This window comes from Kitasatospora sp. NPDC050543, assembly GCF_044457565.1.
In the GTDB taxonomy this organism is placed as follows: domain Bacteria; phylum Actinomycetota; class Actinomycetes; order Streptomycetales; family Streptomycetaceae; genus Kitasatospora.
Genome location: NZ_JBITGZ010000022.1, coordinates 1 through 20,038, shown reverse-complemented (window position 1 = coordinate 20,038; position 20,038 = coordinate 1). Strand labels below are relative to the sequence as shown.

General features: G+C 73.8%; 15 protein-coding genes, 1 rRNA gene and 1 pseudogene. 4 read left to right on the top strand and 13 right to left on the bottom strand.

What is annotated here, in order from left to right; translation table 11 throughout:
- Positions 1-62 precede the first annotated feature (62 nt).
- Positions 63-1,736 carry a CTP synthase gene (locus tag ACIBH3_RS24555; protein ID WP_396314214.1) on the bottom strand — a complete coding sequence of 558 codons (1,674 nt, stop codon included), beginning with the start codon at positions 1,734-1,736 and terminating at the stop codon, positions 63-65.
- A 684-nt stretch (positions 1,737-2,420) separates the two neighbouring features.
- On the opposite strand from ACIBH3_RS24555, the gene ACIBH3_RS24550 reads away from it, so the two are divergent.
- Positions 2,421-4,439: a glycoside hydrolase family 15 protein gene (locus ACIBH3_RS24550; protein ID WP_396314213.1), complete on the top strand. Its 2,019-nt coding sequence runs from the start codon at positions 2,421-2,423 to the stop codon at positions 4,437-4,439.
- A gap of 37 nt (positions 4,440-4,476) precedes the next feature.
- On the opposite strand, the gene ACIBH3_RS24545 is transcribed toward ACIBH3_RS24550, so the two are convergent.
- The 3 genes from ACIBH3_RS24545 to ACIBH3_RS24535 all read right to left on the bottom strand — a co-directional run bounded on the left by ACIBH3_RS24545 (position 4,477) and on the right by ACIBH3_RS24535 (position 8,511).
- Positions 4,477-5,643, bottom strand: a complete 1,167-nt coding sequence (locus tag ACIBH3_RS24545) for a glycosyltransferase family 4 protein (protein WP_396314212.1) — start codon at positions 5,641-5,643, stop codon at positions 4,477-4,479.
- A 306-nt stretch (positions 5,644-5,949) separates the two neighbouring features.
- Complete coding sequence (gene recN / locus ACIBH3_RS24540; protein WP_396314311.1) at positions 5,950-7,683, bottom strand: DNA repair protein RecN; 1,734 nt, start codon at positions 7,681-7,683, stop codon at positions 5,950-5,952.
- Between the two features lie 78 nt (positions 7,684-7,761).
- On the bottom strand, positions 7,762-8,511 hold the full coding sequence (locus ACIBH3_RS24535; RefSeq protein ID WP_396314211.1) for a YitT family protein: 750 nt from the start codon (positions 8,509-8,511) through the stop codon (positions 7,762-7,764).
- A 129-nt stretch (positions 8,512-8,640) separates the two neighbouring features.
- On the opposite strand from ACIBH3_RS24535, the gene ACIBH3_RS24530 reads away from it, so the two are divergent.
- On the top strand, positions 8,641-10,179 hold the full coding sequence (locus ACIBH3_RS24530) for a PLP-dependent aminotransferase family protein (RefSeq protein WP_396314210.1): 1,539 nt from the start codon (positions 8,641-8,643) through the stop codon (positions 10,177-10,179).
- 194 nt (positions 10,180-10,373) lie between these two features.
- On the opposite strand, the gene ACIBH3_RS24525 is transcribed toward ACIBH3_RS24530, so the two are convergent.
- The 4 genes from ACIBH3_RS24525 to ACIBH3_RS24510 form a co-directional block, all read right to left on the bottom strand.
- Positions 10,374-11,276, bottom strand: coding sequence for an NAD kinase (locus tag ACIBH3_RS24525; protein ID WP_396314209.1), 903 nt, complete (start codon positions 11,274-11,276; stop codon positions 10,374-10,376).
- Between the two features lie 159 nt (positions 11,277-11,435).
- A complete protein-coding gene (locus ACIBH3_RS24520; RefSeq protein ID WP_396314310.1) occupies positions 11,436-12,242 on the bottom strand; it encodes a TlyA family RNA methyltransferase in 807 nt (268 codons plus the stop codon).
- A gap of 160 nt (positions 12,243-12,402) precedes the next feature.
- Positions 12,403-12,609, bottom strand: coding sequence for a hypothetical protein (locus ACIBH3_RS24515; RefSeq protein WP_396314208.1), 207 nt, complete (start codon positions 12,607-12,609; stop codon positions 12,403-12,405).
- Entirely contained in the window at positions 12,602-13,432 is an 831-nt protein-coding gene (locus ACIBH3_RS24510; RefSeq protein WP_396314207.1) for a hypothetical protein, read from the bottom strand. Before ACIBH3_RS24510 ends, ACIBH3_RS24515 begins: the two co-directional genes overlap by 8 nt.
- A 166-nt stretch (positions 13,433-13,598) precedes the next feature.
- Here ACIBH3_RS24510 and ACIBH3_RS24505 point away from each other — a divergent pair, with 166 nt between their 5' ends.
- On the top strand, positions 13,599-13,946 hold the full coding sequence (locus tag ACIBH3_RS24505; RefSeq protein ID WP_396314206.1) for an SCP2 sterol-binding domain-containing protein: 348 nt from the start codon (positions 13,599-13,601) through the stop codon (positions 13,944-13,946).
- Positions 13,947-14,047: 101 nt separating this feature from the next.
- Here ACIBH3_RS24505 and ACIBH3_RS24500 read toward each other — a convergent pair whose 3' ends face one another.
- A complete protein-coding gene (locus ACIBH3_RS24500; RefSeq protein WP_396314205.1) occupies positions 14,048-15,091 on the bottom strand; it encodes an HAD-IIA family hydrolase in 1,044 nt (347 codons plus the stop codon).
- Positions 15,088-15,768, bottom strand: coding sequence for a tetratricopeptide repeat protein (locus ACIBH3_RS24495; RefSeq protein WP_396314204.1), 681 nt, complete (start codon positions 15,766-15,768; stop codon positions 15,088-15,090). The genes ACIBH3_RS24500 and ACIBH3_RS24495 overlap by 4 nt, the downstream gene beginning before the upstream one ends.
- Before the next feature lie 94 nt (positions 15,769-15,862).
- Here ACIBH3_RS24495 and ACIBH3_RS24490 point away from each other — a divergent pair, with 94 nt between their 5' ends.
- Positions 15,863-17,320 carry a DUF1015 family protein gene (locus tag ACIBH3_RS24490; RefSeq protein ID WP_396314203.1) on the top strand — a complete coding sequence of 486 codons (1,458 nt, stop codon included), beginning with the start codon at positions 15,863-15,865 and terminating at the stop codon, positions 17,318-17,320.
- Between the two features lie 113 nt (positions 17,321-17,433).
- Here ACIBH3_RS24490 and ACIBH3_RS24485 read toward each other — a convergent pair whose 3' ends face one another.
- The 3 genes and pseudogenes from ACIBH3_RS24485 to rrf form a co-directional block, all read right to left on the bottom strand.
- Entirely contained in the window at positions 17,434-18,255 is an 822-nt protein-coding gene (locus tag ACIBH3_RS24485) for a hypothetical protein (RefSeq protein WP_396314309.1), read from the bottom strand.
- A gap of 441 nt (positions 18,256-18,696) precedes the next feature.
- Positions 18,697-19,305: pseudogene (locus ACIBH3_RS24480) on the bottom strand (RNA helicase); the annotation flags it as partial.
- A 647-nt stretch (positions 19,306-19,952) separates the two neighbouring features.
- A 5S ribosomal RNA gene (gene rrf / locus ACIBH3_RS24475) occupies positions 19,953-20,038 on the bottom strand; the annotation flags it as partial.

Genomic DNA, 20,038 nt, shown 5'->3' with positions numbered 1-20,038 from the left:
GGCCGCGCGCGTTCGCGTGGCCGCCGTCCGTGGTGACCGCTCTGCCGAGGAGCGGTCCCGCCCTACTGGGCGGTCTTGATCTCGATGGCCGCCGCCACCAGGCCCGCGAACAGCGGGTGCGGGCGGGTCGGGCGGCTCTTCAGCTCCGGGTGGGCCTGGGTGGCCACCAGGTAGGGGTGCACCTCACGCGGGTACTCGACGTACTCGACCAGGTCGCCCTTGGGGGACAGGCCCGAGAACTGCAGGCCGGTCTTCTCCAGGTCCGCGCGGTAGGCGTTGTTGACCTCGTAGCGGTGGCGGTGGCGCTCCTCGACGTACTGCTCGCCGCCGTAGACCTCGCGGACGATCGAGCCCTCCGCGAGCTTGGCCGGGTAGAGGCCCAGGCGCATGGTGCCGCCCAGGTCGCCCTTGCCGTCGACGATGGCCAGCTGCTCGGCCATGGTGGAGATGACGGGGTACTTGGCGGCGGCGTCGAACTCGGTGGAGTTGGCCTCCGGCAGGCCGGCCAGGTTGCGGGCGGCCTCGATGACCACGCACTGCAGGCCGAGGCAGAGCCCCAGCAGCGGGATGCGGTTCTCCCGGGCGTAGGTGATCGCGGAGACCTTGCCGTCCACACCGCGGTCGCCGAAGCCGCCGGGGATGCAGATCGCGTCCACGTCGCCGAGCTGCTCCTGGGCGCCCTCGGGCGTGGCGCAGTCGTCCGAGGTCACCCACTTGATCTCGACGCGCGCGTTGTTGGCGAACCCGCCGGCCCGCAGCGCCTCGGTGACGGACAGGTAGGCGTCCGGGAGGTCGATGTACTTGCCGACCAGCGCGACCTTGACGATGTGCTGCGGCTCGTGGACGCGGCGCAGCAGGTCGTCCCAGGTGGTCCAGTCGACGTCGCGGAAGGGCAGGTCCAGCCGGCGCACCACGTACGCGTCCAGGCCCTCGCCGTGCAGCACCTTGGGGATGTCGTAGATCGACTTGGCGTCGATGGCCGCGACCACGGCCTCCTCGTCCACGTCGCACATCAGCGAGATCTTGCGCTTGATGGCCTGCGGCACCTCACGGTCGGCGCGCAGCACGATGGCGTCGGGCTGGATGCCGATGTTGCGCAGCGCGGCCACCGAGTGCTGGGTGGGCTTGGTCTTCAGCTCGCCCGAGGGGCCGATGTACGGCAGCAGGGAGACGTGCACGAAGAAGACGTTGTCCCGGCCGACCTCGTGGCGGACCTGGCGGACGGCCTCCAGGAACGGCAGCGACTCGATGTCGCCGACGGTGCCGCCGACCTCGGTGATCACCACGTCGACGTCGTCGGTCGCCATCCGGCGGATCCGGGACTTGATCTCATTGGTGATGTGCGGGATGACCTGGACGGTGTCGCCCAGGTACTCGCCGCGGCGCTCCTTGGCGATGACGGTCGAGTACACCTGGCCGGTGGTGACGTTCGCCGAGCCGTGCAGGTTGGTGTCCAGGAACCGCTCGTAGTGGCCGACGTCCAGGTCGGTCTCGGCGCCGTCGTCGGTGACGAAGACCTCACCGTGCTGGAACGGGTTCATGGTGCCCGGGTCCACGTTGAGGTACGGGTCGAGCTTCTGCATCGTCACGCGCAGCCCGCGGGCCTTCAGCAGGGCGCCGAGGCTGGAGGCGGTCAGGCCCTTGCCGAGCGAGGACGCGACACCCCCGGTGACGAAGAGGTGCTTGGTCGTCACGGCGCGGCCGTTCGATGCCTTGCCGGAATGGGGCTGTGCCAAGAGGGGGCTCCCGTGGGTCGCGTGTCGAAGAGGCTCGGGTGGAGGGCCTTCGGCTCGCCTGCCGACGGGGAGCGGATGCTCTGTGAGCGTGCTCTTCCGCAGGGCCCGGAGAGGCTGCTGCGGGGTCGTCGGTCGGCTGGCCGGGGCGTTTGATCCCACCAGTCCACGGGATACCAGGGTATCAGTGCGCCGACCGGCGTGCGTTCCGGGCCACACCCGGGGCTGCTGGGGCAGGTGTGGCGCACGTGCTCGGACGGGCCAGTCGTACCGGCCCGGATGGACTAGCGGCATCCCCTCCGTCCGGACCATCCTGGAGGGGCATCCGCCGATCACGGGGCATTTCACCCGGAATATGCCACCGGACGGGCCTGCCTCCGCGTGCTTCGCCCCATTCGTCCGACGTAAGCTGCACGGACGCATCGCCGACAGCAGAGCACGCGGAGGGCGAGGGAGGGTCACGACGCCTCTCGGTCCCGGATGCGCGACCGGACCTCCCCGTCACCCCTTGTACCTCCCCCACCCTCTCCCGGGGCCCATCACAGCCCCGCGCGGACACCCGGCCGGCCCCGCCCCACCCCGGCGGTCCGGAGGAAGGGGCCCGGGGTGGACGGCCCCGGCGCGCAGTGCCCGCTCGCTCGAAGCCGTCGTCGATCGTCGTGCCCACATTGCGAACTGGAGATCCACGTGGCCGGCCGTATCGAGGACTACGCACTCATCGGGGACATGCAGACCGCCGCCCTGGTCAGCAGGGACGGAGCGGTCGACTGGCTGTGCCTGCCCAGATTCGACTCCCCGGCCGTCTTCGCCGGCCTGCTGGGCACCGATGAACACGGGTTCTGGCGGATCGGCCCCGCCGAGGCGACCCCAGGCTCCCCCGCACCCTCCGAGGCCCCCGCGCCGACCCCCGCCGCGCCCGCGGCGCCCGCCCCTCGTGGCCCGTTCACCGATACGGGTGATCTTCGTGTGCCGCCGCCGACCGCCTCCGCCCCCGCCGTCCCGGCCGACCGCAGGAGCTACCGGGGCGACTCGCTGATCCTGGAGCAGGAGTGGGACACCAAGGGCGGCAGCGTCCGGGTGATCGACTTCATGCCGCCGCGCCCGCTGGCCGGCCGCGACGCCGTCCCGCAGATCATCCGGATCGTCGAGGGCCTGACCGGCCAGGTCCGGATGCGCTCCGCGCTGCGGATGCGCTTCAGCTACGGCCGGGTGGTGCCCTGGGTGCACCGCGTCGAGCAGCCCGACGGCGGCCACCGCACGGTCGCCGTGGCCGGGCCCGACTCCGTCTGGCTGGACGGCGAGTCCGAGACGTACGGCCGCAACCTCACCACGTACGCCGACTTCACCGTCCGCGCCGGTGAGCGGATCGCCTTCGCGCTCACCTGGCAGGCCTCCCACCTGGAGCCGCCCAGCACCCCCGACGCCGAGGCGATGCTCGACGCCACCGAGGACTTCTGGCGCGACTGGGCCGGCCAGTGCACCTACCAGGGCCCCTACCGCGAGGCCGTGATCCGCTCGCTGATCACCCTCAAGGCGCTCACCTACGCCCCCACCGGCGGCATCGTCGCCGCCCCCACCACCTCGCTGCCCGAGGACATCGGCGGCGAGCGCAACTGGGACTACCGCTACACCTGGCTGCGCGACGCCGCCATCACCCTCTCCTCGCTGCTGCGCACCGGCTACCGGGACGAAGCCCGCGCCTGGCGCGAGTGGCTGCTGCGCGCGGTGGCCGGCGACCCCGAGAACCTGCAGATCATGTACGGCATCGCGGGCGAGCGCGAGCTCACCGAGTCCTCGCTGGACTGGCTGCCCGGGTACGAGGGCTCACTGCCCGTCCGGGTCGGCAACGGCGCCGCCGGCCAGCTCCAGCTGGACGTCTACGGCGAGGTCGTCGAGGCGCTGCACCTGGCCCACATGACCGGCCTCACCCGCAACGACCACGCGCACCACCTCCAGCTGAAGCTGATCAGCTACCTGGAGGAGCACTGGATGGAGCCCGACGAGGGCATCTGGGAGGTGCGCGGCCCCCGGCGGCACTTCGTGCACTCCAAGGTGATGGCCTGGGTCGCCGTGGACCGCACCATCAAGCTGCTGGAACAGATGCCGGAGGACGCCCCCGCCGACGGCGAGCTGGAGCGCTGGCGCGAGCTGCGCGACACCATCCACCGGGACGTCTGCGAGCGGGGCTACGACAGCGAGCGCAACACCTTCACCCAGTACTACGGCGGCCGCGAGCTGGACGCCTCGCTGCTGCTGATCCCCCAGGTCGGCTTCCTGCCGCCGGACGACAAGCGGGTGATCGGCACCATCGAGGCGATCCAGCGCGAGCTCTCCACCGAGGACGGCTTCGTCCTGCGCTACCCGACGCACGACGACCAGGGCAACAACGTCGACGGGCTCTCCGGGCACGAGGGCGCGTTCCTGGCCTGCTCGTTCTGGCTCGCCGACGACCTGGCGATGATCGGCCGGGTCAGCGAGGCCCGGGAGCTGTTCGAGAAGCTGCTGGCGCTGCGCAACGACATCGGGCTGCTCGCGGAGGAGTGGGATCCGCGGCTCAAGCGCCAGGTCGGGAACTTCCCGCAGGCCTTCAGCCACGTGCCGCTGATCGACACCGCGCTGCGGCTCACCGCGTGCGGCGGCGCCTACCTCTCCGCCCAGCCGGACGGGCGCGGCGCAGCCGACCGCAGCGAGCAGGCCACGGTCTGACGGGCCGCGCCGCGACCGCCGGGGACACCCCCGGCGGTCAGGCCCGCTGGACCAGCTCGTCGTAGGTGCTCAGCACCTGGGCCACGGTCGCGGCCTCGTCCGGCCAGGTCTCGCTCTGCTGGCGGCCGGCCTCGGCGAGCTGCTCGCACCGCCGCGGGTCGGCCAGCAGCTCGCGTACGGCCGTGCCCAGCGCCGCCGCGTCACCGGACGGGACGAGCACCGCGGCGTCGCCTACCAGCTCGGGAATCCCGCCGACGGCCGTGGCCACCACCGGGACGCCGGCCCGCATCGCCTCCTGCACCACCAGCGAGCGCGCCTCCCAGCGGCTGCTGACCACCACCACGTCGGCCGCCGTGAGCAGGTCGGATACGTCGGTACGGAATCCCAGCAGCTCGGCCGGCAGCCGCTCGGCGGCGATCCGCTCACGCAGCGGGCCGGCCTCCGGGCCCTCGCCGGCGATCAGCACCAGCGGCTGCGGCCGGACGCCGGCCAGCTCCCGGGAGGCGTCCAGCAGCAGCCCGAAGGCCTTCTGCCGGACCAGCCGCCCGACGGCCAGCAGCAGCGGCCGGTCCGGCCCGTCCCCGAGCAGGGCGGCACGGGCGGCGGGGCGGTCCAGCTCGCCGGGCGGCATCGGCGGAGCGGCGACCGGGCCGAGCCTGGCGTCGGTGGCGCCGAGCTCCCTGGCACGGGCGACCAGATCGGAGGACGCGCCCAGCACCAGGTCGGCGGCGCGCGCGACCCGGCGCTCCATCAGCCGCTGGAGCCGGCGCTCCATGCCGGTGGCCAGCATCGCCTGGTGCGAGGTGACCACCAGCGGGGTCTGCGGCCGAAGGCCCGGGAAGCGGCCGGCCGTACGCAGCGCCAGGTCGGACAGCAGCCCGGCGCGCAGGCCGTGGGCGTGCACCACGTCCGCACCGGTGAACGCGCGGCGCAGCTCGCCGATCGCGGCCGCGTCGCTGCGGGCGCCCGCGGTGGGGGTGATGTCGACCAGGTGGAATCTGGCGCCCGAACGGGAGAAGCCGAACAGCGCGTCCGTCCCCGCGGGCGCGCAGACCGTCACGGTCACTCCGTGTGCGACCAGGCCCTGTGCCAGGGACCGCACATGCGCGCCGATGCCGCCGGTGCTGGCGGCCAGGACGAGTACCACGTGCAGCTGCCCCGGTTCGGGGGCGGCCACGGTGGCCCGGGCGGCGGAATGGTCCACGTCGTCTCGCTCCGACTCGATCAGGAACTCACGCCGCCTGCGGGTTCCCGCTCCCCCGCGGTGGCGGCTGGGAGGTGCCCCGGCCCGCTGACGGGCAGGGAGGGCGGGTGGCCCGTGGGCGGCACTCGGGAATGGGGTAGCCAGTGTCCAGCCGCCACGATGCCAGGTCGGCGGCCCTCTTGGACAGTCGGCACCACGGCGGGGCGCGTCGTTCCCCCTCCCCGGGCATGAGTTCGGCACTGCGCGGCCGGGTCGGGGTCCGTCCCGGGCGCGGTCCGCGGACGGCGCCCGGGACGGGTCGGAAGACTACCGCCCGCGCGGCGCCCTGGCGGCGGCCAGCAGCTCCTCGGCGTGTGCGCGGCCGAGCTCGGAGTCCTCCAGGCCGGCCAGCATCCGAGACAGCTCCCGGACCCGCTCCTCGTCGTTCAGCACCTTGACGCCGCTGCGGGTGACGGTGCCGTCGTTGGTCTTCTCCACCACCAGGTGCCGGTCGGCGAACGCCGCGACCTGCGGGAGGTGGGTGACGACCACGACCTGCGCGGACTCGGCCAGCTTCGCCAGCCGGCGGCCGATCTCCACCGCCGCCTTGCCGCCGACGCCCGCGTCGACCTCGTCGAAGAGGTACGTGGGCACCGGGTCCGCACCGGCGAAGACGACCTCCACCGCGAGCATCACCCGCGAGAGCTCGCCACCGGAGGCGCCCTTGGCGATCGGACGCGGCGCCGCGCCCGGGTGCGGGGCGAGCAGCACCTCGACCTCGTCCACTCCGTGCGCACCGTACGCGACGGTACGGCCGTCGAGCTCGATGCCCGCCAGATCGTCGACCCGGCTGATCTCGAAGCTCACCCGGGCGTGCGGCATGGCCAGTTCGGCGAGCTCCGCGGAGACGGCCTCGGCGAAGCGGCCGGCCGCCGCGTGCCTGGCCGCCGAGACCTCGGCGGCCAGCTCGGCCAACTCGGCGCGCAGCTCGGTCTCCTGGGCGCCGAGCTCGTCGATCCGGTCGTCGTCGCCGTCCAGCTCGGCGAGCCGCGCGGCGCCGGCCTCGGCCCAGGAGAGCACCTCGGCCAGCGAGTTGTCCGCGCCGCCGTACTTGCGCAGCAGGTGGGCGAGGACGGAGCGGCGCTCCTCGACCGCCGCCAGGCGGACGGGGTCGGCGTCCAGGTCGTCCGCGTAGCCGGCCAGGTCGCCGGCGACGTCGGCGAGCAGGTACCCGACCTCGTTGAGGCGGTCGGCCAGGGCGGCGAGCCGCTCGTCGTGGTGGCGCACCCCGTCCAGGGCCCGGCGGGCCTGGGCGATCAGGGTGCCCGCGTCCAGCGAGTCGGGCTCGGCCGGGTCGCCGGCCAGCGCGGCGTGAGCCAGGGTGGCGGCGGAGGAGAGGGCGTCGGCGTGGCCCAGGCGCTCGGCTTCGGCGCCCAGGTCGGTGTCCTCCCCGGCGACCGGCTCGGCGGCGGCGATCTCGTCCAGGCCGAAGCGCAGCAGATCGGCCTCCTGGGCGCGCTCGCGGGCCCGGGTGGTCAGCTCCTCCAGCGTCGCCGAGACCTCGCGCAGCCTGCGGTAGACCTCCCGGTAGCGGGCCAGCGGGCCGGCGACGGCCTCGCCCGCGTACCGGTCCAGCGCACCGCGCTGGCGGGAGGGGCGCAGCAGCCGCTGCTGGTCGGTCTGGCCGTGCACGGCGATCAGGTCCTCGCCCAGCTCCGCGAGCAGCCCGACCGGCACGGCCCGGCCGCCGACGAACGCCCGGGAGCGCCCCTCGGCGGAGACCGTACGGCTGATCAGCAGCGCGCCCTCGTCCAGCTCGGCGCCGGCCTCCAGGGCCCGGGCGGCGGCCGGGGAGCCGGCGGGGAGTTCCAGACGGCCCTCGACCACCGCCCGGCCGGCACCCGAGCGCACCAGGCCCGGATCGGCCCGGCCGCCGAGCAGCAGGCCGAGGCTGGTCACCACCATGGTCTTGCCGGCGCCGGTCTCGCCGGTCACGGCCGTGAACCCCGGTGCCAGTTCGACCACGGCGTCATCGATGACACCAAGATCTCGTATCCGCATCTCGTCCAACACGGAGACGACCTTACGAGGTTCCGGCCCCGCCGCGCGACGAGTGACAACCCCGGGCGCCGAAGTTCATCACTTCCGGGCGGCTTCCGGCACGGTGCACCAGCGCAGGAAGAACTGTGCCAGCGGGCCGATGGCCAGCGCGTATGCCACCGTGCCGACCCCGAAGGTGCCGCCCAGCAGGATGCCGATCGCGAGCACGGTGAGCTCGATGCCGGTCCGGATCAGCCGCAGCGAGCGGCCGGTACGCCGGTGCAGGCCGGTCATCAGACCGTCGCGCGGGCCGGGGCCGAGCCGGGCGCCGATGTAGAGGCCGGTGGCCAGGCCGTTGAGGACGATTCCGGTGACGAGCAGGGCGACCCGGGCCGCGAGCGCGTGCGGGGCCGAGACCGCGCCGAGGGTGAGGTCCATCGCGACGCCGAGCACCAGCACGTTGCCGACGGTGCCGATGCCCGGGCGCTGGCGCAGCGGGATCCAGAGCAGCAGCACCGCGGCGCCGGTGATGGTGACCCAGCTGCCGAGGCTCAGCCCGAGGTGACGGACCAGGCCCTGGTGGAACACGTCCCAGGAGTTGGCGCCGAGCGAGGCCCGCAGCATCAGCGCCATGCTCGACCCGTAGAGGAAGAGGCCGACCAGCAGCTGCGGCAGTCGGCGGCCGAGCGCGTGGGTGTCGCCGACCAGGCGGACCGCCAGGGAGCGCCGCCCGGGCGCGGCGGCCGGGGCTTCGGCGGCGGGTGCGGTGTCGGTGACGGATGTGCCGGTGGTGGATGTGCCGGTGGTGGCGGATGTCCGGTTGGTGGCGGGCGTGGCGGCGGTGGCCATCGACTCTCCTCGGTGTGCTGCACCGCCCCTCCTTGGCGGGCGGTGGCGGACTCGACGGCCGCGCTGCCATGATGAAGGGGCCAACCGGGCCTGTTCCAGGTCCAATCCGAACCAGGTGGACTGTTCGTCGTGACCGAATGGCACAGCACCGTCACTCCCCCCGCCCTCGCGCGTCTGCTCGACACCGCCGCGAGGCTCCCCCAGCCGACCGGCCGCCGGCCCACCTACCGCCGGCTCGCCGACCAGGTCCGCACCCTGGTCTCCGAGGGCCGGCTGCCGGTCGGCGCCCGGCTGCCCGCCGAACGCGAGCTGGCCGCCGCCCTCGCCCTGAGCCGCACCACCGTGGCCACGGCGTACGAGGCCCTGCGCGCCGACGGCTACCTGCGCAGCCGCCGGGGCGCCGGCAGCTGGACCACCCTGCCCGAAGGCGCCCCGCCGCCCGGCGACGCCCTGCACCCCGTACCGCCCGACGAGCAGGGCCACACCCTGGACCTCGGGGTCGCCGCCCTCCCCGCGCCGCAGCCCTACCTCGGCGAGGCGGCCGCCCGGGCCGTCGAGCAGCTGCCCGCGTACGCCGCCGGACACGGCTGCTACCCGACCGGCGTCCCCGTCCTGCGCGAGGCCGTCGCCCGGCGCTTCACCCAGCGCGGCCTGCCGACCACCCCGGACCAGATCCTGATCACCACGGGCGCGATGGGCGCGCTGCACCTGCTGCACCGGGCACTGGTCGGGCCCGGCGACCGGGTCGCCGTCGAGGGACCGAGCTACCCCCACACCCTCCAGGCGCTGCGCCGCTCCGGCGCCCGGCTGGTGCCCGTCCCGCACGCCTGGCCCGGCGGCCCCGAGCTGATGCCGAGCTGGGACCTGCCCGAGTGGCAGCGCGTCCTGCGCGGTGCCGCCCCCAAGCTCGCGTACGTCATGCCGGACTTCCACAACCCCACCGGGGCGCTGATCGAGGAGGAGCAGCGCCGCGAGCTGCTCGCCGCCGCCCGGGCCTCGGGCACCATCGTGCTGGCCGACGAGACCACCGCCGAACTCGGCTGGGGCCTGGAGCGGGCCGCCGGCGCGCCCACGCCGGCGGCCCCGGCAGCCTTCCCGCGGCCGATGGCCGCCCTGGACCGGGGCGCCCAGGTGGTCACCGTCGGTTCGGCCAGCAAGCTGCTCTGGGGCGGCCTGCGGATCGGGTGGGTCCGCGCGACGCCCGCGCTGGTACGCCGACTGGCCACCGACCGGGTGTACAGCGACGTGGGCACGCCCGTGCTGGACCAGCTGATCGCGGCCGTCCTGATCGGCGAGCGGCTGGAGGAGGTCCGCACCCACCAGCTCGAACGCCTGCGGGCCAGCGCGGGCGCCCTCTCGGCGGCGCTGCGCGAGCAGCTGCCCGGCTGGCGCTTCGCCGAGCCGCCCGGTGGGCTCTGCCTGTGGCTCGCCACCGACGGCCTGTCCGGCACCGCGCTCGCCCAGGCCGGCGAACGGGGGCGGGTGCGGATCGCGGCGGGCACCCGCTTCGGTGCGGACGGCGCCTTCGAGAACTTCATCCGGATCCCGCTGACCGTCCCCGCCCCGGCCGCCCACGCGGCCGTCGAGCGCCTCGCCGCGGTGGCCGAGCAGGCCGCCACCGGCGACCGCTGGCCGACCGCCGACGGGGGCTCGCCCCTAGTCGCCTGACCCGCGCCGAGCCGCACCTGCCGTCGGCGGGCCCGGCCCGACTGGGCCCGGCCCGGCTCGTCGAGCAACTCGGCGGGGATCAGGCGCGCACATGACGCATGCTCGGCCGACCGGGATCCCGGAGCCACCGGGGAGCGGTGCCACGACGGTCACCCAGGCGGGCGTCCCCCACCGCCCCGAGCCCCGCCCACAGCTCAGTGGGCGTCCGAGCGCCCCCGCCAACCAGCCACCGGCAGCGCGAACTTGGCCACCAGCCGGTCGGTGAACGGTGCCCGGTGCAGCCGCGCCAGCCGTACCGGGGTCTGGCCCCGCCGGACCTCCACCCGGGCTCCGGCCGGGAGTTCGACCGACCGCCGCCCGTCGCACCACAGCACACCGTGCGGCGTCTTCGGCTGAACCTCCACCGCCAGCACCGACTTGGGCGAGGCCACCAGCGGCCGGGCGAACAGCGCGTGCGCGCTGATCGGCACCATCAGCAGCGCCTCCACCTCCGGCCACACCACCGGGCCGCCGCCCGAGAACGCGTACGCGGTGGAGCCGGTCGGCGTCGCACAGACAACGCCGTCGCAGCCGAAGTTGGAGACCGGGCGGCCGTCCACCTCGGTCACCACCTCCAGCATCCGCTCCCGGGAGGCCTTCTCGATCGACGCCTCGTTCAACGCCCAGTCATAGTGCAGCACATCGCCGTTGGTGCGGACCAGCACATCGAGGGTCATCCGCTCCTCGACCTCGTAGTCGGCGTCGACCACCCGATCCACCACCACCGCCAGGTCATCACGCTCGGCCTCCGCGAGGAAGCCGACCCGGCCCAGGTTGATGCCGAGCATCGGCAGCCCGTGGTCGCGGGCCAGTTCGGCGCCACGCAGCAGCGTGCCGTCCCCGCCCGCGACCAGGATCAACTCGCAGCCGTCCGCCGCCCCCTGCCCGCCGGCCACCCGCTCCACGCCGTCTGGCAGATCCAGGCCCACCGCCTCGGCGGCCAGCAGCCGGATCTTGATGCCAGCCTTCAACAGGCCGTGCACCAGCGCCTCGACGCTGCGCAGCGCGGCCTCACGGCCGGTGTGCGCAATCAGGAAGACCGTACGTTCCTCGCTCATGCTGCTGCCCTCTCCCTACGCCCGCCAAGTCGCCCTTGGCCCGGTGCGGCCGCACTACCGTCCTGCTGTCCTGCTGTCCTGCCTTCTTGCCTTCGTGCCGTCCTGCCGCCCTCCGCCCTGCCACCCCTCAGGATGACGATCGGACGTCTGCGGAGCACCCTATCCGGGGCCCTCCGCGACGGCCCGGTCCGCCTGCGCGGGGTCCAGCTGCGGGGCGTCCCTGCGCAGCCAGAGGAAGTACTCGACGTTCCCCGACGGCCCAGGCAGCGGGCTCGCCGTGACCGCCCGTACGCCGAGGCCGAGCGCCCAGGCCTGGGCGGCGACCTGACGTACCATCTCGGCGCGCAGCTGCGGACTGCGGACCACGCCGCCGCTGCCGAGCCGTTCCTTGCCGATCTCGAACTGCGGCTTGACCATCAGCACCAGGTCCGCGTCCTCGGCGCAGCAGCCCGCCAGCGCGGGCAGCACCAGGCCGAGCGAGATGAAGGACAGGTCGCCGACGACCAGGTCGACGGGGGTGCCGCCGATCTGCTCCAGGGTGAGCTCGCGGACATTGGTCCGGTCCATCACGGTGACCCGGTCGTCACTCTGCAGCGACCAGGCCAGCTGCCCGTAGCCCACGTCGACGGCCAGCACGCCAGCCACCCCCGCGCGCAGCAGCACATCGGTGAATCCCCCGGTGGACGCCCCGGCGTCCAGCGCCCGCCGCCCCTCGACGACCAGGCCCTGCGGGACGAACGCCGCGAACGCCCCGGCCAGCTTGTGGCCGCCGCGCGAGACGTAGTCGGGGTCGTTGTCGTCCTCGGCGACCACCACGGCGGCGGAGGTCTCCACCTGGGTCGCGGGCTTGGTCGCGGTGCTGCCGCCGACGGTCACCCGGCCGGCCGCGATCAGCTCGCTCGCGTGCTCACGCGAACGGGCCAGCTTACGGCGGACCAGCTCCGCGTCGAGTCGGCGTCGTGCCACTGCCACTGGTGCTTCAGCTCCTACTGCTCACTGCTTCGGTCACTGCTCCGGTCACTGCTCCGGGCGACAGCTGTGGGCTGCCGCTCCGGCTACTTCTCACGGCGATGCACCGCTTGGCCACCGCTCCGGTCACCGCGGGGTCACCGCGGGTCACTGCCGGTCACCGCTCCGGGTCGTCGAGCTCGGCGAGGGTCTCGGTGAGCCGCTGGTGAACATCTTCGTACACCGGGACATGCGCCTCGGTCGGCACCCCGCCCAGCGTCTCCAGGCCGGCCAGCGCCTCGTCCACCCCGGGGTGCCCGGTGGGCGCGAACTCCACGCCGAGCGGCGCGGTCTCCGGGGGCCGGATCCCGCCGCCCTCAGTCATCGCCGCCCTTGCCGCTCGTGCTCCGGCGGACGGTGGTCTTCTTCGCCGCCGCCCGCTTACCCGCCGGCTTGCCGGACGGCTGCTCGGCGGTGGCCTTCTTCGTGACCACGGTCTTGCGAGCGGGGGTCTTCTTGGCCGCCGCCTTCTTGGCCTGCGACTTGCCCGTGCCGGCCTCACCGGCGCGCGCCTTCGCGGCCGGCGCCTTGCGGGCCCGTGCTTCCTTAGCGGGGGCCTCTTCGACAGGCTCCTTCGCGGCGGGGGCTGGCTCGGCCGGGGTGCGCGCTGCGCGCGTTGGCTCGGCGGCCGCCTTCCTGGACCTCGCCGGGGCCGGCGCCGGGGCCGGCGAGTCTTCGTCGGCCTCGTCCACCTCGACGCGCTCCGCCACTATCGGCTCGGCGCCACCCTCGCCGTGCTCCCAGCCGTCGCCGAACAGCCCGTCGGCCCTCGCTCCGGCCGCCGACCGCCCGGCCGGAGGCACGGCCTCCTCCTCGACCTCACGCAGCTTGCTCTCCAGGTAGGCCAGCACGACGCCCACCTTGGTCACCTGGTCGCCGACCCGCTCGAAGGCCTTCTCCACCTCGCTGCGCGCCACCCCGACCGCGACGTCCACCCCGGCCCGGCCGGCCGTCACCGCCTCGCCGGCCAGCGTCTGGATCGACTTCACCGAGGGCGGGAACTGCCCGCCCAGCCTCCGCTCGACCTCCGACAGGTCCACCCCGCTGCGTTCCAGCAGCTCGGCGGCGGTACCGACAACCCGCTTGCCGACCTCGTCCGCGAGCTCGGAGGCGAGCTCGACACAGCCCTGCACCGTCCTGCGAAGCATCCGGGTTCCTCCTGCGTGCATCGCCCTACGCCCGACGACGCCCGGTCCGGCCGGGCGTCCACTGACGACGCTACCCGTAACCAGGCCCACCCGGCGGCAGCCGATCCCCCCTTAGGGCTGCGCTAACGTGGGGCTGAGGACCGCAGAAGGGAAGTGGACGACCGATATGGCCGACGCCGAGGAGTGCCGCGAGGCGCTGGAACAGCTCAGCCGCAACCTGTCGCGCTCCAACGGCGACGTCCGCAAGGCCGCCGCCCTCGACCGCTCCCTCACCTGCTGGATCACCGACCTGGACGTCACCTTCACGGGCCGTCTGCGCGACGGCAGCATCCAGGACGTCACCGAAGCCCCCGGCCCGCCGGACGCCAAGGCCGAGATCCGGCTCGCGATGAGCAGCGACGACCTGGTCGCCATGGTCGGCGGGAGGCTCAACTTCGCCTCTGCCTGGGCTGCCGGCCGGGTCAAGCTCGAAGCCGGCTTCCGCGACCTGCTCCGGCTGCGCACCCTGCTCTGAAGGAGCCGAGGCCCTGAACGGCACCGGCTGCCCGCCTCCTCGGCGCGAGCGAGGCAGACAGCCGGGGTACGTCACGGGCCCACGCGTCACGGGCCCGGACGTCACAGCCCCAGATCCGCCAGCGCCTTCCGCCCGTCGGCCGGCTCGCCGTCCGTGTCCAGCGCCGTCCAGGCCGCCGCGCACAGCGCACGCAGCCCGTCGTAGCGGTCCTCGCCCTCGCCCTCCAGCCGCAGGACGCCGTCCTCCGCCACGGCCACCCAGCCACCGCAGCCGAACCCGCCGTCACCGGCGGCCGTCACCTCGGGCTGCGCCCGCAGCAGACCGCGCAGGTCGGACGCCAGGTACGTCGGCCGGTGCTCGACGGGGGCGGCCAGCAGCTGCGCCGGCGTCGTCACCCCGGTGAAGACCAGCAGGCTGTCCACACCGCCGTTGAACGCGCCCTCGATGTCGGTGTCCAGCCGGTCGCCGACCACCAGCGGCCGGACGGCGCCCGTACGCAGCACCGTCTCGCGGTGCATCGGCGGCAGCGGCTTGCCCGCCACCTCCGGCTCCACCCCGGTCGCCGCCCGGACGGCCGCCACCAGCGTGCCGTTCCCGGGCGCGATGCCCCGCGCGGTCGGAACGGTCAGGTCGGTGTTGGACGCCACCCAGGGCAGGCCCTGCTGCACGGCGTACGAGGCCTCCGCCAGATGCTGCCAGCCCACCGAGGGGTCGTACCCCTGGACCACGGCCGCCGGACCGTCCGCCAGCGAGCGCACCGCGACCAGCCCGCGCTCGGCCAGCGCCTCCTCCAGCCCCGCTCCGCCGACCACCAGCACCTTGGCCCCGGCCGGCACCTTCTCGGCTACCACCCGGGCCGCCGCCTGCGCGGAGTTGATCACATCGGCCTCGTCGGCCGGGACACCCAGCTCGGTCAGATGCTCGGCCACCACCCGGGGCGGACGCGAGGCGTTGTTGGTCACGTACGCCAGCCGCATACCGGCCGCCCGCGCCGTGTCCAGCGACTCCACCGCGTACTCGATCGCGTCCGGGCCGGCGTAGACCACCCCGTCGAGATCGAGCAGCGCCGTGTCGTACGCCTCGGTCAGCGGGCGGTCGCTGCCGCCCGGCATGATCCGCCGCGGGGTGGTTGCCGTGTCGCTCATTCCTGCTTCTTCCCGTCGTCCACTTCATCGTCCGCGCCACCGGCGACGCCGTTCCCGGCACCGCCCGTGCCGCCGTCCGCACCGGCCGTCACGCCGTTGTCCGTGCCGGTGCTTGTGCTGGTGCTGGTGCCGCCCTGCGGGCCGTCCCCGCGCTCCGGTTCCTCCTCGGACTGCCGCGGCGGAGCGAGATACCCCGGTGCCCCCGGCAGCAGCGGACCGAACGCGCCGGCCCGGGCGGCCAGCGTCGCCCTGGTCTGCCGCAGCGCGGCCCGGTAGTGCTCCGCCTCCGGCCGCATGGCCACCGCCAGCGCCAGGTGCTTGGCGGACGCCTCGAAGTCGCCCAGCCTGGCCGCCGAGACGCCCCAGCCGAACTGAGCGTAGTCGTCCGACGGATCGGCCTGCGCCACCAGCTTGAAGTTCTCCAGCGCCGCCGCGTACGAACCCGTGTCGAACTGGGCTCTCGCCAGCGCCTCCCGGATGCTGTGCGACTGCGGCTCGGCCGCCGCCGCCCTGGCCAGCAGCTGCTCCGCCGCCGCCGGATTGCCCTCCGCGAGCAGCCTGCCCCCACGGCGGAACCAGTCGTAGACGTCACCGGCCGGCTCGCCCGCCCGGCCCGGTCCGAAAGCGCCTCCGCCGTCCGTGCCGCCGCCGCCCACCCGCTCCTGCCCACCGCTCATGCCGTACCTCGCTCCCGGTCCGGGCACCCTCACCGGCCCACCCGGCCGGGGGTTCTGATCTCTGAACAACGCGTACCCGATTACGATGCCCAGAATGAGTGCACCCAGTGCAGAAAGCGGAGCGGAGTCTCCGCAGGGCGGCCCCGGCGACCCCGGGCACGTCGCCACCGCAGGGCTGTCCCTGTCCCCCTTCCGAGGCCTGCGATACGTCCCCGACCGGGTCGGCGCGCTGGCCTCCGTCACCTCGCCGCCGTACGACGTCGTGGACCCGGGCCGTCGGCTCGACCTCGAAACCGCGGACCCGTACAACGTGGTGCGGCTGATCCTGCCGCGCCCGGAACCCGAGGACGCCGGCGACCGCCCCGACCGCGACACCCGCTACCGGCACGCCGCCCGGCTGCTGCGCGACTGGCAGCGCGAGGGTGTCCTCGCCGCCGACGCCGAGCCCGCGCTGTACGTCTACGAGCAGCGCGTCCAGGACCGTGGCACGGCCGCGGGATCGTCCGACCCGGGATCGTCCGGCGCGGACTCAGGATCCGGATCCGGCTCCGGCTCCGGCTCCGGCTCCGGCTCCGGCTCCGGCGAGCTGTTGCAGCGCGGGCTGATCGGCGCCCTCGCGGTCAGCGGCCGGGAGTCCGGCGTGGTCCTGCCGCACGAGGACGTGATGCCCAAGCCGGTCGCCGACCGGGTCGGCCTGATGCGCACCACCCGGGCCAACCTCGAACCCCTGCTGCTGACCTACCGGGGCAGTGGCGGCGCGGCCGCCGTCATCGAGCGCGCCGTCCAAGGCGAACCGCTGCTCACCACGACCACCACCGACGGCACCCACCACCGGCTGTGGGCCGTCACCGACCACAGCGAGATCGCCGAGGTCAGCCGCGACCTCGCGACCTGCCGCGCGCTGATCGCCGACGGCCACCACCGCTGGGAGATGTACCTCCGCCTCCAGCGCGAGCACCGACACCTGCCCCGCAGCCCGTGGGACCGCGGCATGGTCCTGCTGGTGGACACCGCCCGCTACCCCCTGCGGGTACGCGCGATCCACCGCGTGCTGTACCGCCTGCCGATCGCCACCGCGCTTGAGCTGCTCGGCGGCCACTGGCTGGTCAAGGAGGTACCAGGCCCGCTGGAGACCGCGCTCCAGGCCCTGGCGGAGTTCAAACGGCACGGGGTCAACGGCTTCGTCCTCACCGGCGGGGACGGCACCTACTGGCTGATCGGCGAACCCGCCGAGGAGATCCTGGACGAGACCGTGCCGCAGGACATGCCGCAGGAGTGGCGCCGTCTCGACGCCACCGTGCTGCACGCCACACTGCTGGACCACGTCTGGCGCGTCCCGGACAGCCCGGACGACATCGGCTACCTGCACACCGCCCTCGCCGCCGAGCGCGAGGCCGCCCGCAGCGGCGGCACCGCCGTGCTGCTGCACCCGGTCAGGGAGAGCGTGGTTCGGCGGCTGGCCGAGCAGGGCGTGACGATGCCCCGGAAGTCCACGTCCTTCGGGCCCAAGCCCGCCACCGGGCTGGTGCTGCGCAACCTCGAACTCGGCTGAGCCGGCCCGGACATGCCGAAGGCCCTGCCCACCCCCTAGGGGGTGGGCAGGGCCTTCGGCATGTCCGACGTGATCAGCGGTCAGTGATCACCGACCGGCCTGCACCGGCCCGCTCAGCGGTCGTCGCGCTGCTCGGCCCGCTTCGGCTCGTCCTCGTCGTAGTCCTCGTCGATCTCGAGGTCATCCTCGTCGTAGTACTCCTCGACGTCTTCCTCGTCCTCGAAGATCTCCCGGTCGTCCGGCGTCTCGCCACCGGCGGCCGGCGCCACGGACTCGGCGGCGGCCTCGTCCTCCAGCTCCGGGTCCAGCGCGTCGACGAACTCCAGACCGTCGATCTCCGCGAGCCGCTCCTCCGCGTTGGTCGTGCCGTCGGTGTCGGCGTCGGCCGCCTTGGCGAACCACTCCCGCGCCTCGTCCGCACGGCCGGCCGCGATCAGCGCGTCGGCGTAGGCGTAACGCAGGCGGGCCGTCCACGGCTGGACGGAGTTGGAGGCCAGCTCCGGGCTCTGCAGCGTCACCACGGCGGCGTCGAACTGCTCCATGTCGCCACGCGCACCGGCCGCGACCAGGCGCATCTCGACCTGGCCGGCCTTGTCCAGCTGCTTCACCTCGGGCTCGCCGGCCATCGCCAGCGCGCGCTCGGGGCGGCCCAGGCCGCGCTCGCAGTCGGCCATGACGGGCCACAGGTCCGCCCGGCCGGTCATCCGCCGAGCGGCCCGGAACTCGGTCAGCGCCTCGGAGTAACGCTGCGTCATGTACGAGGCGAAACCGGCCGCCTCACGGACGGCAGCGACGCGGGACGCCAGCCGCAGAGCGACGCGGGAGTACTGGTACGCCTCCTCCGGCTCGCTGTCCAGCAGGCGGGCGACCATCACCAGGTTGCGCGCGACATCGTCCGCGAGAGTCTTCGGCAGGCTCTTGAGCTCCTGGCGCACATCGGCGTCGATCTCGAAGCCGGTGACGTCCTCGGGGATCGGCAGCCGCTTGACGGGCTCGTAGTTGCCCCGCCGGTCGTCGTAGTCACGGCGGTCGTCGCGGCGGTAGTCGTCCCGACGCTCGTCCCGACGGCCCTCGAAGCGGCCACCACGGTCGCGGTCCCCGTAGGAGCGGCCGCCGCTCGGGCGGTCGTCGCGACGGAAGCCACCACGGTCGTCACGGTCACGGTTGAAACCGCCACCGGAGGGGCGGTCGTCACGACGGAAGCCACCGCCGGAGGGGCGGTCGTCACGACGCGGACCACGGTCGTCGCGGTCACGGTTGAAACCACTCGGGCGGTCGTCACGACGCGGACCGCGGTCGTCACGGTCGCGGTTGAAACCGCCACCGGAGGGGCGGTCATCGCGACGCGGACCACGGTCATCGCGGTTGAAACCACCCGGACGGTCATCACGACGGAACCCACCACCGCCCGACGGACGGTCATCCCGACGGAAGCCACCACGGTCGTCACGGTCACGGTTGAAACCGCCACCGGAGGGGCGGTCGTCACGACGCGGACCACGGTCATCGCGGTTGAAACCACCCGGACGGTCATCACGACGGAACCCACCACCGCCCGACGGACGGTCATCCCGACGGAAACCGCCACGGTCGTCACGGTCACGGTTGAAACCGCCACCGGAGGGACGGTCGTCACGACGGAACCCGCCACCGGAGGGACGGTCGTCACGACGCGGACCACGGTCGTCACGGTCACGGTTGAAACCGCCACCGGAGGGGCGGTCATCGCGACGCGGACCACGGTCATCGCGGTTGAAACCACCCGGACGGTCATCACGACGGAACCCACCACCGCCCGACGGACGGTCATCCCGACGGAAGCCACCACGGTCGTCACGGTCACGGTTGAAACCGCCACCGGAGGGGCGGTCGTCACGACGCGGACCACGGTCATCGCGGTTGAAACCACCCGGACGGTCATCACGACGGAACCCACCACCGCCCGACGGACGGTCATCCCGACGGAAACCGCCACGGTCGTCACGGTCACGGTTGAAACCGCCACCGGAGGGGCGGTCGTCACGACGCGGACCACGGTCATCGCGGTTGTAGCCGCCACCGGAGGGGCGGTCATCGCGACGCGGACCACGGTCATCGCGGTTGTAGCCGCCACCGGAGGGGCGGTCATCGCGACGCGGACCACGGTCATCGCGGTTGTAACCACCACCGGAGGGGCGGTCATCGCGACGCGGACCACGGTCATCGCGGTTGTAACCACCACCGGAGGGGCGGTCATCGCGACGCGGACCACGGTCATCGCGGTTGTAACCACCACCGGAGGGGCGGTCATCGCGACGCGGACCACGGTCGTCACGGTTGTAGCCGCCGCGAGACCGGGGCTCGTAGCCGCGGCCGTCGTCCGATCGACGCTCGGGGCGGTCGGGGCGGTCCTGGGGCGGGTTCGACATCGTGGTGACTCCTTCTGCTTAAGCTCCACCGCAGCCTGGCGACACCAGCGCCCCACCACGGTTCGATGCCGGCCTCGTGGCCGCGCATCATCTCCATTGTCCGGCATCCGGGACCACCCCGCGTCTGGGCGGGGACGGCTCCGGGCCGGTCGTACTGCATACGTTCAGGAAAACAAAAAGGCCGCGGCCCCAGCGAATCGCTGGGGCCGCGGCCTTGAATGATTGTTCGGCGGCGTCCTACTCTCCCACAGGGTCCCCCCTGCAGTACCATCGGCGCTGTGAGGCTTAGCTTCCGGGTTCGGAATGTAAC